Here is a 14675-nt window from a genome sequence, read left to right as displayed (position 1 = left end):
TGTCCGCTTGGAGTCCACTCTACTGGCAGAAACGGTCTGCGCGCATGGCCGGAACCGGTCGCCGGCCGGCCTGTACCGCGCGCCCCACGACTCCAGGGATCCCCTCGTTCGACTTCGACGCGCCCCATGCCCGCGAAAGAAGGCTGCTCATGGCCCCAACGACGTCCGGCGTCATCACCCTGGACATCAATGGCGAGAAGCACACGCTGCCCGTCGACCACCGGACCACGCTGCTCGACGCCCTGCGTGAGCGGCTCGACCTCACGGGCACGAAGAAGGGCTGCGACCAGGGCCAGTGCGGCGCCTGCACGGTGCTGCTGGACGGCCGCCGGATCCTCTCCTGCCTCCAACTGGCGGTCGCCGCCGAGGGGCGTGCCGTCACGACCGTCGAGGGGCTGGCCGAGGACGGCGCGCTGCACCCCGTCCAGCAGGCGTTCCTCGACCTCGACGGCTACCAGTGCGGCTACTGCACGCCGGGCCAGATCTGTTCGGCCGTCGCGGTGATCGAGGAACACGCGGCGGGCTGGCCCAGCGCCGTCACCCCCGACGTCCGGCCCGAAGCCGGGCCGCCACCGCTCACTCCGGACGAGATCCGCGAGCGGATGAGCGGCAACCTGTGCCGGTGCAGCGCCTACGTGTCCATCGTGCGGGCGGTCGCCCGGGCGGCCGGGGAACGACCGGAGGAGCACCCGCGACCGGCCGGGCAGCGACCGGCCGAGGACCGGGACACCGAGCTCAAGGAGAGTGCCGCATGAGGGAGTTCGACTACCGGCGCGCCCTGGACGTCCCCGGCGCGGTCGCCCTGCTCGACGCGGTCCCCCACGCCCGCTACCTCGGCGGCGGCACCAACCTCGTGGACCTGATGAAGGCCGGCGTCGAACGTCCGGAGCGCCTCGTCGACGTACGCGAACTGCCCCTGGACCGCATCGAACCGTCCCCGGACGGCGGCCTGTTGATCGGGGCGACCGTCACCAACAGCGACCTCGCGGCCCACCCCGAAGTACGCCGCCGCTACCCGGCGTTGAGCCAGGCCGTCCTCGCCGGCGCCTCCGGCCAGCTGCGCAACATGGCCACGGTGGGCGGCAATCTGCTCCAGCGCACCCGCTGCGCCTACTTCACCGACCTGACGCGCCCCTGCAACAAGCGGATTCCGGACAGTGGTTGCTCCGCTCGCACCGGCGAGCACCACAACCACGCGATCCTGGGCGCCTCCGCGCACTGCGTGGCCACCCACCCCTCGGACATGGCGGTCGCCCTCGCCGCCCTCGACGCCGTCGTCTCGTATCAAACCGCCGACCGGCCGGGCGAGTTGGCGCTCGCCGACTTCTACCTCCCGGTCGGCTCCACCCCGCACCGTGAGACCGCCCTGCCGCCGGGCGCCCTGATCACCGGTGTGACCCTGCCGGCCGCCCCGGTCGCCACCGTCTCGCGCTACCGCAAGGTGCGCGAGCGGGCGTCCTACGCGTTCGCGATCGGCTCGGTCGCCGCCGCCCTCGACGTACAGGACGGTGTCGTACGCGACGTACGCCTGGCCCTCGGAGCGGTGGCGTCCCGGCCGTGGCGGGCCCGGACCGCCGAACGGGCCCTGCTCGGCCGGCCGGCCGACGCCGCGGAGTTCGCCGCGGCGGCCGATGCCGAACTGGCGGCGGCCGAGCCGCTGCGGGACAACGCCTACAAGGTCACGCTGGTGCGGAACCTGATCGTGGCCGTACTGACCGAACTCACCGAGGAGTCCGCCCGATGACCACCACGACCCGGGCGGCCCGGGTGACGGGCACCCTCGGCACCGCGCACACCCGTGTGGAGGGCCGGTCCAAGGTCACCGGCGCCGCCCGCTACGCCGGCGAGTTCCGCTTCGACCAACTGGCCCACGGCTGGCTGGTGTTGTCCACCATCGCCCGCGGCCGGATCCGGGCGGTGCAGGACGGTCCGGTGCTCGCCATGCCCGGTGTCCTCGCCGTCCTGCACCACGGGACCGCGCCCCGCGTCAACACCGACTACGTCGGCGTCATCGGAGCCCCCGACCCGGTTCTCGGCATCTTCCAGCACGACCGGGTGCCGTACGTGGGCTGGCCGGTGGCCCTGGTCGTCGCCGAGACCTCCGAGCAGGCGAGGGAGGCCGCCGAGAGCCTGGTGGTCGAGTACGACGAGGAGCCGCACGACATCGCCTTCTTCGCCGGCCACCCGGACGCCTACACCCCGGAGAGCTCCCGTATCGGAGAGCCCGAGGTGGTGAAGGGCGACGTGGACGCCGCCCTCGCCGGTGCCGCCGTGGTGGTGGACGAGGAGTACACCACCCCCGAGGAGCATCACAGCCCGCTGGAACCCCATGCGGCGACGGCCCGTTGGGAGGCCGGCCGGCTCGACGTGTTCGACTCCAACCAGAGCACCGTGTGGGTGGCCGCCGAACTCGCCCAGCTCTTCTCCCTCGACCCGGCCTCGGTGCGGGTGCGCTCCGAGCACGTCGGCGGCGGTTTCGGGTCCAAGGGCGTCCGTCCTCACCAGGTGGCCGCCGTGATGGCCGCCACGGTCCTCCAGCGCCCGGTCCGCGTAGTGTTGACGCGGCGTCAGATGTTCTCGCTGGTCGGCCACCGCAGTCCCACCGTGCAACGCGTCCGGCTCGGCGCCGACCCCGACGGACGGTTGCGCGCCCTCGACCACCAGTCCCTGAGCCGCACCTCGACCGTGCACGAATTCGTCGAGCCCAGCGCCGCGTTCGGACGTCCGATGTACGCCGCCGACACCGTCCGCAGCGTCTTCCGCGTCGTACGGCTCGACGTGCCGACCCCCACCTTCATGCGCGCCCCGGGCGAGGCGCCGGGTTCGTTCGCGCTGGAGTCCGCCCTCGACGAACTCGCCGAGAAGTGCGGTGTCGACCCGATCGCCCTGCGGGTCCGCAACGAACCGACGGCCGGACCGGTCTCCGGACTCCCCTTCAGCAGCCGCAACCTCGTCGCCTGCTTCGAGGAGGGCGCCCGCCGCTTCGGCTGGGCCGACCGCGATCCGCGTCCTCGGCGGCGCCGTGACGGACGCTGGCTGCTCGGCACCGGCACGGCGGCGGCCAGCTTCTTCGCGGGCGTGGGCCCCTCCACGGCGGCCGTGACGGCGGAGGCGGACGGCACCTTCACCGTGCGGATCAACGCGACGGACATCGGCACCGGCGCGCGCACCGCGCTCACCCTCGTCGCCGCCGAGGCGCTGGAGGTGGAACCGGCCCGCGTCCTCGTCCACATCGGCGACAGCGCCCTCGGCGTCGCGATGTTCGCCGGCGGCTCCATGGGCACCCGCTCCTGGGCCTGGGCGGTCATGCGGGCCGCCGCCGACCTGCGGGAGCAACTCGCCCTGGGCGGCGACATTCCCGCGGAGGGCGTCACCGCGCGCTCCGACACCACGGAAGCCGTCGCCTCCCTCACCCAGAAGGAACGGCACTCCTTCGGCGCCCAGTTCGCGGAGGTCGCCGTGGACGTCACCACCGGCGAGGTCCGGGTGCGGCGGATGCTCGGCATGTTCGCCGCCGGCCGGATCGTCAACCCGCTCACCGCACGCGGGCAGTTCGTCGGCGGGATGATCTGGGGCATCTCCATGGCCCTGCACGAGGAGGCGACCCGCGACCCGGCGTCCGGCGCCCAGGTCGGCCCCGACTTCGCCCACTACCACTTCTCCGCCCACGCCGACGTGCCGGACGTGGCGGCCGACTGGGTCGACGACCCCGACCCGGACGACCCCGTCGGCATCAAGGGCATCGGCGAGATTGGCGTCGTAGGAGCCGCCGCCGCCATCGCCAACGCCGTCTGGCACGCCACCGGCGTCCGCCACCGCGACCTGCCGATCCGGCCCGACCGGGTCCTCGGCGCGGAAGCGGACCCCGGAGCGCGGGGGGCAGTTGACGGAGGGTCACGTGCTTGACATAGCACCGGAGTTGGCGCGCTGGAGCGAGGAGGGGCGGGACTTCGCCGTCGCCACCGTGGTGACCGTCGGGGGCAGCGCGCCGCGCGGCCCCGGCGCCGCTCTCGCCGTCGACAGCCGCGGCACGGCCGTCGGTTCGGTCTCCGGCGGCTGCGTCGAGGGCGCGGTCTACGACCTCTGCGTGCAGGCGCTCCAGGACGGCGAGCCGGTCCGCGAACGCTTCGGCTACAGCGACGAGGACGCCTTCGCCGTCGGACTCACCTGCGGCGGGGTCGTCGAGGTACTGGTCACCCCGGTGTACGGCGGCGACCCCGTCGTCGGGGCGGCCCTCGCGGCGGCCGGCCGGGGCGAGGCCGTCGCCCTCGCCCGGGTGGCCCGTGGCCCGTCCGGTCTCTTCGGCCGGGCGCTGCTGGTCCGGTCCGACGGCTCGTACGAGGGCGGCCTCGGCGGCCGTCCCCCGCTGGACCGGACCGCGGCGGCCGAGGCCCGCGCACTGCTGGCCGCCGGACGCACCGGCACGGTCGAACTCTCGGCGGACGGCTCGCACTGCCCGGGCGGACTGACCCTGTTCGTCGAGTCGAGCCTGCCGCCGCCCCGCATGATCGTGTTCGGTGCCGTCGACTTCGCGGCGGCCCTGGTGCGCGCGGGCGCCTTCCTCGGCTATCGGGTGACGGTGTGCGACGCCCGGCCCGTGTTCGCCACCCGGGACCGTTTCCCCGACGCGGACGAGATCGTCGTCGACTGGCCGCACCGGTACCTGCTGCGCACGGCGACCGACGAGCGGACCGTGCTGTGCGTCCTCACCCACGACGCCAAGTTCGACATCCCGCTGCTGCGCGAGGCCCTGCGGCTGCCGGTCGCCTTCGTCGGCGCCATGGGGTCGCGCCGCACCCACGAGGACCGTGACCGGCGACTGCGGGAAGCCGGCGTGAGCGACCGCGAGCTGGCCCGGCTGCGTTCCCCGATCGGCCTCGACCTCGGCGGCCGGACGCCCGAGGAGACGGCCCTGTCGATCGCGGCCGAGATCATCGCGGTGCGCAACGGCGGCTCGGGTGCGCCGCTGACCGGTTCGGCGGAGCCGATCCACCGAGCGGACCGCCGGGTCCCCGCGGCGTGACCGCGGCCGGGACGTGCGGGGCGGGCGGGACTCGGGTCACAGGGGTGTCGCCGGTCGCCGGGGTGGGGCGCGAGTGTGCTCAGCCGTTCTTCCGGGCCGAGAGCCAGTCGTACGCCCTCCGCGCGGTGAACTCCGACTGGCCGCCGCGCAGCAGCAGTTGGGCCGTGGCGAACCCGGGCCCGTCCGCCTGCTCGGCCACGTAGGGGACCGCGACACAGCGCATCCCGGCCGCGTGGGCGGCGGCCACGCCCGGGGCGGCGTCCTCCAGGACCACGCAGTCCGCCGGGTCCGCGCCGAGTCTGCGGGCCGCCTCCAGGAACACGTCCGGCGCGGGCTTGCCGCGGGCCACCTCCTCCGCCGACACGGCCGTGCGCAGATACGCGTCCAGCCCCGTGCCGGCCAGGACCGCCTCGACGGCCGCCGGCGACGATCCGGAGGCGACGGCCATGGGCACCCCGCCGGCCGCCAGCAGCTCCACGAACGTCCGCATCTCCGGGTACGCGCGCGTGGCGGTGCGGGCCAGCTCCAGGTAGTGGCGGTCGGTGGCGGCGAGCAGCTCCTCCGCCGGCGCGGGCAGGCCGTACCGCCGCTTCAGCAGGACGAGCGTCTCCCGGGTGCTGATCCCGAGGTACCGCTCGTGGTCGGCCCAGGAGAAGCCCCCCGCACCCGGGACGCCCTGCTCGGCGAGGGTCTGCCGACATGCTTCGTAATAGTTCGGCTCGCTGTCCACCAGTGTTCCGTCGAGGTCGAAGATGACCGAGAGGGCGCCGAGTTCGCTCATGCCGTCCAGCATGCCAAGGGCCGCCCCGGGGTCACTTCCCGGCCGCTCGGCCGATCGACTCCACCAGCGGGAGCAGCCGGTGCGGGACCCGCTCGCGCAGCGCCACCTCCGTACGGGTGCGGACGACACCCGGCATGCTGATCAGCTTCTGGATCACGTCCTCCAGATGCGCGTTGTCCCGGGCGACGACCCGGGTGAGCAGATCGCCGCCGCCGGTGATCGAGAAGGCCTCCACGATCTCCGGTACGGCGGCCAGCGCGTCCCCCACGTCGTCGAGATGCCCCTGGGTGACCTCGACGTGGACGAACGCCAGCACCGGGTGACCGAGCGCGGCGGGCGAGAGCGAAGGACCCGTGCCCGTGATCACACCGTCCCGTTCGAGCCGGTCCAGCCGGGCCTGGAGTGTGCCTCGGGCGACACCGAGGACGCGGGCGTACTCCCGCACACTGGTGCGCGGCTGCTCCAGGAGGAGGCGCAGGATGCGGGTGTCGAGTCCGTCCACGGTCATGGACCGACTGTACCAATGGCTCACAACCGACGACTGTGCCAATGGCCCAGTGCGGAGAGGGTCGGTTGAGCCAGGGGCCCCGGTGATGCTGTGATGGTCGGGTCGATGGCGCTGCGGATCCCCGCGGCGCCTTTTTCGTGCGGATCTCCACAAGGGGCGGGTGGGCAGTGCTCAAGAAGGTCTTCGTGGCACCGGACCCGGGGCGGGCGCGGCTGCGCTTCGCCGCCCGGGCCGTCCTCGGCATCGGTCTGGCCGTGGCCGTCTGCGGCCTGACCGGACAGTCCCTCGCGGGCATCGTCACCGGCGGACTCGCCGCGCTGCTCGCCCTGTTCACGGTCGCCGACGCCACCGTGCGCGGACAGGCCCTCACCACCGCGCTGCTGCCCTGCACGGGCCTGCCGGTGCTCGCCGCGGCGGCCGCACTCCACGACCACCCCCTCGCCCGCGACCTCACCTTCCTCGCCGTGGTCGGCGCGGGCGTGTACGCGCGCCGCTGGGGACCGCGCGGCCACAGCATCGGCGTGTTCGCGTTCATGACCTTCTTCATCGCCCAGTTCCTGCACGCCACCACGGCCCAACTGCCCATCCTGTACGCCGCTCTGACCCTCTCCGTGGTCACCGCGGCGACGGTCCGCTTCGGCCTCTGGTGCTACGAACGCCGGCTGCCCCCGCCTGCCGTACCCGCCCCACCGGCCGGCCGCGGCCTGGCCCGGGCGACCACCCGGCAGGCGGTCCAGGCGACGGCGGGCGCCGGTTTCGCCCTCGTGGTGGGCCAGTTGGTGTCCGGGCAGCGCTGGTACTGGGCCGTCGGCGCCACCTGGTGGATCTTCGTCAACACCGCCTCGCGCGGCGAGACCCTCGTCCGCGGCTTCCGCCGGGTCCTCGGCACCGTCCTCGGCATCGGCCTCGGCCTGCTCGTCGCCGTCCCGGTGCACGGAGCCGTCGTCCCGACCGCGCTCCTGGTCGCACTCTGCGTCTTCGGCATCTTCTACTCGGCCGCCGTCTCCTACACCTGGATGATGCTCTCGGTGACCCTCCTGGCGGACCTCCTCTACGGCCTGCTCGGCGTGCTGAGCCCCGCGCTGCTGGCCCTGCGGCTCGCGGAGACCGGGATCGGGGCGGTCGGCGCGGTCCTGGCCGTGCTGTTCGTCCTCCCGGTGACCACGCACACCACCACCGACGCCTGGATCCAGCGCGCCCTGCGCTGCGTCCACGCCTGCACCGCCGAGACCGCCGCCCGCCTCGCCGGTGACCCCGACGCCGACCCCGCCCCGCGCGTCGCCGAACTGGAACACCTGCTGGGACGCGTACGGCTCTCCGTCGCGCCGCTCGTCCACCCGCTCAGCCCGATGCCCGGCCGCAGGCGGCGCGCCCGCCGGGTGCTCGCGCTGCTCGACGACTGCGCCCGCGAGATCCGCGGCCTGGTCGCCGTGGCCGCCGACCCGGAGGCCTCCCACGACGCCAGGCTGGCCGCCGCCTGTTGGCGGGTGGAGGCGGCGGTGGAGGCACTCACCGACGGCGAGACGTCACTCGCGACCGCGAACGCCGCCACGGTCGGCGCCCGCCCGCCGGCGGAGCCCGCGCTCGCCCACCTCCACGGCCTGGAACATGCCCTGGTACAACTCGCCGAGCCCCTGCGCGCCCCCACCCGCTCCCCGCTCGTCGGCCCCTGAACCGCCGGCCGGGACCAAACCCCTCGCCCACCGCGGGCTTTGGTCTAGACCCATCGTGACCGACTGCTACGGTCACCCCCGACAGCACGGACCGAGAGGGGACAGCGGTGGCAGAGGGCGGCAGGCGACGGCGGGCGTTCATCGGGTCGTTCACGGCGGCGGGCGGCCCCGGCGTCGTCACGGCCGCCGTCGACCCGGAGAGCGGGGGGCTGACCGTACTGAGCGCCGTCGACGACGTCCCCGACCCCTCGTACCTGGCCCTCGCACCCGACGGCCGCACCCTCTACGCGGTCAGCGAGACGGCCGAGGGCGCGGTCGCCGCGTACCGCGTGACCGGTGACAAGCCCGAACTCGCCGGCCCGCTGGTCCGGGTCGAGGGCGCGGGCCCGACGCACCTCAGCGTCTTCGCCGGCCACGTGCTGACCGCCAACTACGGCTCCGGCAGCGTCACCGCCGTACCCGTCCGCGGCGACGGCACCCTCGCGGACGCCCCGTCCGGACTCCTCCGGCACACCGGCTCGGGACCGGACCAGCGGCGCCAGCGCACCCCGCACGCCCACCAGGTGCAGCCGGACCCGAGCGGCCGCTGGGCGGTCAGCGTCGACCTCGGCACGGACTCGGTGCGGGTGTGCACGCTGACCCGGGGGCGCCCCGAACCGCACCGCGAGATCGCGCTCCGGCCCGGCTCGGGCCCCCGTCACCTCGCCTTCCACCCGGACGGCACGCTCGCCTACGTACTCAACGAACTCAGCCCGACCGTCACCGTGTGCCGCTGGGACGCCGTCGACGGCGCCCTGAAGCCGCTCACCGAGAACCAGGTGCTGCCCGGCGCCCCGGCCGGCGACGCGTATCCCTCCGGCATCGTCGCCTCGCCCGACGGCCGCTTCGTGTGGACGGCGACCCGCGGCGAGGACGCGCTGTCCGTCCTCGCCGTCGAGGGCGAGGCGCTCCGCCTGGTCGGAACGGTGCCCTGCGCGGGCCACTGGCCGCGCGCGATCACCGAGGCCGACGGCTTCCTCTACGTGGCCAACGAGCGCTCCGGTGACGTGACGTGGTTCGCCGTCGACCCGGCCACGGGCGTTCCGCTGCGCGGCGGTGCGATCGAGGTGCCGGCCGCGTCCTGCGTGGTTCTCGGCTGAACGCCGCGCCGGAAGACGCCGAAGGGCCCGCTCCGGAGTCGGTCAGGAGCGGGCCCTTTCGGCGTGCGGGGGCGTCAGCGGACCGGAGCGCCCTGCGGCTGGGGCGGGGCGATGCCCAGCGCCGTCGTGTACTTGGCCAGGGCCAGCTTGCCGATCGCCGGGTACGGGCCGAGCGGCTCGGCGGCGGAACACTCCGCCTCCTCGGCGGCGGCCGAGAGGAGCGCCGGGTCGATTTCGGGGCCGATCAGGTACGGCGCCAGCGCCAGCTGCTGCGAACCCGAGGAGCGCAGCTGCTCGGCGATCGCCGCGATCGAGCCCTCCTGGTCCAGGGCCGCCGCCATGACCGGCACGGCGAGCCGCGCGGCCAGCAGCATGCCGGTGATCCCGGCCGCCTGCACGGCCTCCTCACCGCCCACCGACGCCAGGATGATGCCGTCCGCGGCGGTCGCCACGGTGAAGAGCCGGGCCCGGTCGGCGCGCGCGAGGCCCGCCTCGGAGAGCCGGACGTGCAGTGCCTCGGCGAGCAGCGGGTGCGGGCCGAGGGCGTCGGTGAGGTCGGCCGCGACCCGGCTGTCCATGACGGCCTGACGGAGCCGGCGCAGCAGGGCGCTGTCCGGGCCGGCCAGCAGCGGCACGACGACGGCCACCGGACCGTCGGGTGCCTTGGCCTCCGAACCGGCGGCTCTGGCCTGCTCGTAGCGGGCCGTGCGTTCCTCGGCGGCGTGCGCGAGCACGGAGGTGAGTGTGGGGAACTCGGTGTCGTCCCCGTCGAGGTAACCGATGCGCGCGTCGAGGCCGGGGAGTTCGGAGCGCGCGATGCTCACGACCTCTTCGGTGAGGCTGCGGGTGGCGGCGCTGGGCGGCCCCGGCACCGCGAGGACGAGCGCGGGCGCGCCCGCGGGAGCCGCCAGCGGCTCGGGTCGGCGGTGCCGTCCGGGCTGGCGAGGCCGCGGCATTCGAACTGGGAGGCCGGACGCGGGCCCAGTGGGGGAGCTCATGGCGACGCATGTTACTGGCTTCTTGGGTTCCCCTGTTCGGGGAGGGTGCAGGTGAGCGGTATCCGTCCGGTTTTGTCTGATGAGTTCCGTACCGGCGAGAAGTAGGCCTCTCATCCCTTTGTGGTGATCACGTCCAACATCAGCCCGTCCGTGGGCAGGCCGAGCGCACCCGCCGCCAGGCCGGCCGCGATCCGTACCGCCCCGTGCAGCGGATCCCCCTCCGCCGCGACCCGGCGCGCGTACGGCAGTCGGGTCGTCAACTCCTCGTCCAGCGGTACGAGAAGGGGGTCGCCCATCTTGAACAGGCCACCGGTGAGGGCGATCTGGGGCTCGCCGGACGGCGGGCAGACCGCGGCGGCGGACTCCGCCATGTGCCGGGCCGCCGAGCGCAGGATGCCCGAGGCGACCGGGTCGCGGGGAGCGCATTCGGCCACCCCGGGTGCGAAGGAGGCGAGCACGGCCGGCCGGTCCGGTCGCGGATACAGCTGGCCGGGGAGTCCGGTAACCGGCCCGAACTGGGCCTCGGCGCGAGCCAGTAGCGCCGTCGAGCCGCCGTCCCGGCCGTCGTGGGCGCGCAGCGCCGCCTCCAGTCCGGCCCGTCCGACCCAGGCCCCGCCGCCGCAGTCGCCCAGGAGGTGTCCCCAGCCGTCCGCCCGCTGCCAGCCGGTCAGGTCCGTGCCGACCGCGATCACTCCCGTACCGGCCGCGAGCACGGCGCCGGGGCGCGGTCCCAGGGCGCCGGCGTAGGCGGTGACGGCGTCGGCGGCCAGCGCGACCGTGCGCACCCCGAACTCCCGGGCCAGGGCGGCCGGCAGTTCGGCCCGCAGTCCGTCCCCCAGGGTGGCGAGCCCGGCGGCCCCGATCACCGCGGTCCCCACCTCGGTCACCCCGACCCTGGTGCCCAACTCACGTACCAAACTGACAAGTTGCTCCATGAGGTGCCCGGGGTCGATGCCCCGCGCACCGGTACGGACCGGCTCCCGCGACCCGCCCCGGGCGGACCTTCCGGCTCCGGTGTCGAGGACGACCCGCAGGCCGGAGCCGCCCGAGTCCACGGCGAGGAACCCCGGCCCGCCCGTCCCCGTCACGGCAGCCGCCGGTCGACCGGCGGCCCTCCCTGACGTACCGGCGGGTCGTCGGCGCGGCTGAACGGCCGGGAGCCGAGGAAACCACGGCCGGCCGACCTGGGGCAGGAGCGCGCGGACTCCACGGGGAGCGGATCGCCGGGAAGCGGACGCGGCCCGCGGGCGTCCCGGCCCCCGGGGATCGACACCGGCGGAACTGGATGCAACGGGCTCCCCGCCTTCCGGTGACCGGCGGAGCCACGTGCTGGGCCGGCTCGGTGACCTCGATGACCTCGATGAGGAGGAAGACTAGCGCTGACCGCGGCGTCCGCCTTGAGGGGCTTCGGTGGTGTGCGGGTGCGGAGGACGGGCCGGTGATGGGTGCCGCCGCGGGCGAGGGCCGGTGAAGCCGGACGGCGGACAGGTGCCCGCTTTCGGATGACCCCCCCGTCTGTCGTCGGGGACCGCGGGCCGTCCTGGCCGAGGATCGCGGTCGGCGGCCATCCGCGCCTGCCGTTCCTCCCCCGGAGGCAGCCGTGCACATCCTGCTCCTGGCCAGCGCTTTCAACAGCCTCACCCAGCGCGTTCACGTCGAACTGCGCGACCGCGGCCACACCGTGGCGGTGGAACTCGCCCTGCCCGGCGGCCCGTTGCCGGACACCGTGCGGCGGCACGCACCCCAGCTCATCGTGGCGCCGATACTGAGGACGGCGATTCCCGAGGCGGTGTGGAGGGCGCATCCGTGCTTCGTCGTCCATCCGGGGCCCGTGGGCGACCGGGGACCGTCCTCCCTGGACTGGGCGATTCACGAGGGTGCCGACCAGTGGGGCGTCACCGTCCTGCAGGCCGATGGGGAGATGGACGCCGGTGATGTCTGGGCCTGCGTACCTTGCCGGCTGCCTCCGGTGTCCAAGAGCGAGCTGTACCGGGGTGAGATCGCCGAGGCCGCGCTGGAGGCGGTGATGCTCGCGGTGGAGCGCTTCGCCGGGGGAACCCACGTACCGCTCAAGCAGGACGCGGCAGGCGGGCCCGACGCCCGCCCGCGCGTGCGTCCGTACCTCGACCAGAGCGTTCGGCGGATCGACTGGGCCGAAGACTCCGCCCGGGACGTTCTGCGCAAGCTGCGAGCGGCGGACTCGCAGCCCGGTGTGCTGGACGTGCTGCTCGGCGCCGAGTGGTATCTGCACGGTGGCCATCCCGAGGGCGTGCTGCGCGGCCGTCCGGGCGAGCTGCTCGCCACCCGGGCCGGGGCGGTCTGCCGGGCTACCAAGGACGGCGCCGTGTGGATCCCCGAGCTGCGGCCCCGGCGCGTGTCCGGGCGGCCGCCCACGTTCAGACTGCCCGCCGTGCGGGCGCTTGGCGACCGGCTGCCGCCGCTGCCCGAGTGCGTCCTGCCCCTCCTGCCCGCGGTGCGGCACCGTACCTGGGCGGACATCCGCTACCGGGAGGACGGGAACGTGGGCTTCCTCTCGTTCTCCTTCCCTGGCGGCGCCATGAGCACGGAGCAGTGCCGACGGCTGCTGGACGCCTACCGGGAAGCCTGTGGGCGGCCCACGTCGGTGCTGGTGCTGGGCGCCGAACGGGACTTCTTCTCCAACGGGATCCACCTCAATGTCATCGAGGCCGCCGACGACCCTGCCGCCGAGTCGTGGGCGAACATCAACGCCATCGACGATCTGGTCGAGGCGGTTCTGACGACGACGGACCGGCTGGTGGTCTCGGCGGTCGCGGGCAACGCCGCGGCGGGCGGGGTGATGCTCGCCCTGGCGGCCGACGAGGTGTGGTGCCGTTCGGGCGCCGTGCTGAACCCTCACTACCGCCTGATGGGCCTGTACGGATCGGAGTACTGGACGCACACCCTGCCGCGCAGGGTGGGCCCCGCGACGGCGGAACGGCTCATGCGTGAGGCTCTGCCGGTGAGCTCGGCGGGCGCGCTGCGCCTGGGGCTCGTCGACCGGGTGGTCGAGGGCGGACCTGACGTGTTCGCGCGCGAGGTCGGCACCCTGGCGGCGCGTCTGGCGTCCCTTCCGGCGACGGCGTCTCGGATCACCGCGAAGAAGACGGAGCTGGAGCGGCTGGAGAGTACGACCCCGCTGGCCGGCTTCCGCGCGCGCGAGTTGGCCCGGATGCGCCGGACCTTCGACGATCCGGGCGCCTCCTATCACGCCCTGCGCCGTTCCTTCGTCCACAAGGAGCGGCCACTGCGCACCCCGCCGCACCTCGATCCGGCCGCGGTTGCCCACACCGGACAGGCCCCGTTTGCCGTCGATGTCACCGGAACGGCCCTCGATGGCGTCACATCACGGTCGAACGGCTGATACGAAGAAAAGCGACGGTCGAAATACAGGCCTTCATCCCTTACCTCCCCAGGAGGCGGCATCATGACTGAGGCGACGCCGGGCACGGTGGGCGCTGCGAACGCGGGCGGCGCGCCCGCCGACGAGGCGCCCACGATCCACATCCTCTGGATCAACGCGGGGCTGAGCTGCGACGGTGACTCGGTCGCGTTGACGGCGGCCATGCAACCCAGCATCGAGGAGATCGTGCTCGGCGTGCTGCCGGGTCTTCCGAAGATCGCGGTCCACTGGCCGCTCATCGACTTCGAGTGCGGCCCGGTCGGCGGCTCGGACACGTTCATCGAGTGGTTCTTCAAGGGGGAGCGGGGCGAGATCGACCCGTTCGTCCTGGTCGTGGAGGGCTCCATCCCCAACGAGGCGATCAAGCCCGAGGGCTACTGGTCCGGCTTCGGCGACAACCCGGAGACGGGCCAGCCGATCACCACCAGCGAGTGGATCGACCGGCTCGCCCCGAAGGCCCTGGCGGTCGTCGCCATCGGCACCTGCGCCACCTACGGCGGCATCCACGCGATGGCGGGCAACCCGACCGGCGCGATGGGCCTGCCGGACTACCTCGGCTGGGGCTGGAAGTCCCACGCCGGCATTCCCATCGTGTGCGTCCCCGGCTGTCCCGTCCAGCCCGACAACTTCTCCGAGACGCTCACCTACCTTCTCTACCAGGCGGCCGGTGCCGCCCCGATGATCCCGCTGGACGACAAGCTGCGCCCGACCTGGCTGTTCGGGGCCACCGTGCACGAGGGCTGCGACCGCGCGGGCTACTACGAACAGGGTCAGTTCGCCCTGTCGTACGACTCGCCGACGTGCCTGGTCAAGCTGGGCTGCTGGGGGCCGGTCGTCAAGTGCAACGTGCCCAAGCGCGGCTGGATGAACGGGATCGGCGGCTGCCCCAACGTCGGCGGCATCTGCATCGCCTGCACCATGCCCGGGTTCCCCGACAAGTTCATGCCGTTCATGGACGAACCTCCCGGCGCCAAGGTGTCGAGCAACGTCAGCGGAGCTTACGGCGCCGTGGTCCGCAAGCTGCGGTCCGTCACGGCCAGGACGGTGGACAAGGAGCCCAAGTGGCGCCGCACAGGAGACAAGATCACGACCGGATACCGGCCCCCGTGGTGAGCGCCCGCCGCAGGTAATC

Annotated in this window: 12 protein-coding genes and 1 pseudogene; 8 read left to right on the top strand and 5 right to left on the bottom strand. The window is 73.9% G+C overall.

The annotated features are described in order from the left end of the window. The first annotated feature begins 149 nt into the window (after nucleotides 1–149). The 4 genes from ABZT12_RS26360 to ABZT12_RS26345 are packed head-to-tail and all read left to right on the top strand — an operon-like array spanning nucleotide 150 to nucleotide 5023. A complete protein-coding gene (locus ABZT12_RS26360) occupies nucleotides 150–755 on the top strand; it encodes a 2Fe-2S iron-sulfur cluster-binding protein (protein ID WP_356388998.1) in 606 nt (201 codons plus the stop codon). Next, nucleotides 752–1744 carry a xanthine dehydrogenase family protein subunit M gene (locus tag ABZT12_RS26355; protein WP_356388996.1) on the top strand — a complete coding sequence of 331 codons (993 nt, stop codon included), beginning with the start codon at nucleotides 752–754 and terminating at the stop codon, nucleotides 1742–1744. The genes ABZT12_RS26360 and ABZT12_RS26355 overlap by 4 nt, the downstream gene beginning before the upstream one ends. After that, a complete protein-coding gene (locus tag ABZT12_RS26350; protein ID WP_356388994.1) occupies nucleotides 1741–3906 on the top strand; it encodes a xanthine dehydrogenase family protein molybdopterin-binding subunit in 2166 nt (721 codons plus the stop codon). The genes ABZT12_RS26355 and ABZT12_RS26350 overlap by 4 nt, the downstream gene beginning before the upstream one ends. Continuing rightward, nucleotides 3899–5023 (top strand): XdhC/CoxI family protein, encoded by a 1125-nt coding sequence (locus ABZT12_RS26345; RefSeq protein WP_356388992.1) that lies wholly within the window; start codon nucleotides 3899–3901, stop codon nucleotides 5021–5023. The genes ABZT12_RS26350 and ABZT12_RS26345 overlap by 8 nt, the downstream gene beginning before the upstream one ends. Nucleotides 5024–5102: 79 nt before the next feature. On the opposite strand, the gene ABZT12_RS26340 is transcribed toward ABZT12_RS26345, so the two are convergent. Both ABZT12_RS26340 and ABZT12_RS26335 read right to left on the bottom strand, forming a co-directional pair. Further along, nucleotides 5103–5804, bottom strand: a complete 702-nt coding sequence (locus ABZT12_RS26340; protein ID WP_356388990.1) for an HAD family phosphatase — start codon at nucleotides 5802–5804, stop codon at nucleotides 5103–5105. A 31-nt stretch (nucleotides 5805–5835) separates the two neighbouring features. Beyond that, nucleotides 5836–6312, bottom strand: coding sequence for an Lrp/AsnC family transcriptional regulator (locus ABZT12_RS26335; protein WP_356388988.1), 477 nt, complete (start codon nucleotides 6310–6312; stop codon nucleotides 5836–5838). Between the two features lie 167 nt (nucleotides 6313–6479). Here ABZT12_RS26335 and ABZT12_RS26330 point away from each other — a divergent pair, with 167 nt between their 5' ends. Both ABZT12_RS26330 and ABZT12_RS26325 read left to right on the top strand, forming a co-directional pair. Beyond that, a complete protein-coding gene (locus ABZT12_RS26330; protein WP_356388986.1) occupies nucleotides 6480–7985 on the top strand; it encodes an FUSC family protein in 1506 nt (501 codons plus the stop codon). Nucleotides 7986–8092: 107 nt separating this feature from the next. Beyond that, nucleotides 8093–9124: a lactonase family protein gene (locus ABZT12_RS26325; protein WP_356388984.1), complete on the top strand. Its 1032-nt coding sequence runs from the start codon at nucleotides 8093–8095 to the stop codon at nucleotides 9122–9124. A 74-nt stretch (nucleotides 9125–9198) separates the two neighbouring features. Here ABZT12_RS26325 and ABZT12_RS26320 read toward each other — a convergent pair whose 3' ends face one another. The 3 genes and pseudogenes from ABZT12_RS26320 to ABZT12_RS26310 form a co-directional block, all read right to left on the bottom strand. Further along, complete coding sequence (locus ABZT12_RS26320) at nucleotides 9199–10122, bottom strand: hypothetical protein (protein ID WP_356388982.1); 924 nt, start codon at nucleotides 10120–10122, stop codon at nucleotides 9199–9201. A 110-nt stretch (nucleotides 10123–10232) separates the two neighbouring features. Continuing rightward, entirely contained in the window at nucleotides 10233–11210 is a 978-nt protein-coding gene (locus tag ABZT12_RS26315; protein WP_356388980.1) for a BadF/BadG/BcrA/BcrD ATPase family protein, read from the bottom strand. Next, nucleotides 11207–11401: pseudogene (locus tag ABZT12_RS26310) on the bottom strand (uracil-DNA glycosylase); the annotation flags it as partial. The gene ABZT12_RS26315 and the pseudogene ABZT12_RS26310, both read right to left, overlap by 4 nt. Nucleotides 11402–11722: 321 nt before the next feature. Here ABZT12_RS26310 and ABZT12_RS26305 point away from each other — a divergent pair. Continuing rightward, complete coding sequence (locus ABZT12_RS26305) at nucleotides 11723–13504, top strand: hydrogenase maturation protein (protein WP_356388978.1); 1782 nt, start codon at nucleotides 11723–11725, stop codon at nucleotides 13502–13504. 63 nt (nucleotides 13505–13567) lie between these two features. Next, nucleotides 13568–14656, top strand: a complete 1089-nt coding sequence (locus tag ABZT12_RS26300; protein WP_356388976.1) for a hydrogenase expression protein HypE — start codon at nucleotides 13568–13570, stop codon at nucleotides 14654–14656. The last annotated feature ends 19 nt before the right edge of the window (nucleotides 14657–14675 follow it).

The organism is Streptomyces sp. NPDC005423, from assembly GCF_040606415.1.
Lineage (GTDB): Bacteria > Actinomycetota > Actinomycetes > Streptomycetales > Streptomycetaceae > Streptomyces.
This window is presented reverse-complemented; position numbering and strand designations above follow the sequence as displayed.

Excerpts from the sequence above, each read along its gene's own strand:
- ABZT12_RS26350 (WP_356388994.1), top strand. The coding sequence starts at position 1,741 with ATGACCACCACGACCCGGGCGGCCCGGGTGACGGGCACCCTCGGCACC.
- ABZT12_RS26340 (WP_356388990.1), bottom strand. The coding sequence starts at position 5,804 with ATGAGCGAACTCGGCGCCCTCTCGGTCATCTTCGACCTCGACGGAACA.
- ABZT12_RS26300 (WP_356388976.1), top strand. The coding sequence starts at position 13,568 with ATGACTGAGGCGACGCCGGGCACGGTGGGCGCTGCGAACGCGGGCGGC.
- ABZT12_RS26320 (WP_356388982.1), bottom strand. The coding sequence starts at position 10,122 with ATGAGCTCCCCCACTGGGCCCGCGTCCGGCCTCCCAGTTCGAATGCCG.
- ABZT12_RS26335 (WP_356388988.1), bottom strand. The coding sequence starts at position 6,312 with ATGACCGTGGACGGACTCGACACCCGCATCCTGCGCCTCCTCCTGGAG.
- ABZT12_RS26360 (WP_356388998.1), top strand. The coding sequence starts at position 150 with ATGGCCCCAACGACGTCCGGCGTCATCACCCTGGACATCAATGGCGAG.
- ABZT12_RS26355 (WP_356388996.1), top strand. The coding sequence starts at position 752 with ATGAGGGAGTTCGACTACCGGCGCGCCCTGGACGTCCCCGGCGCGGTC.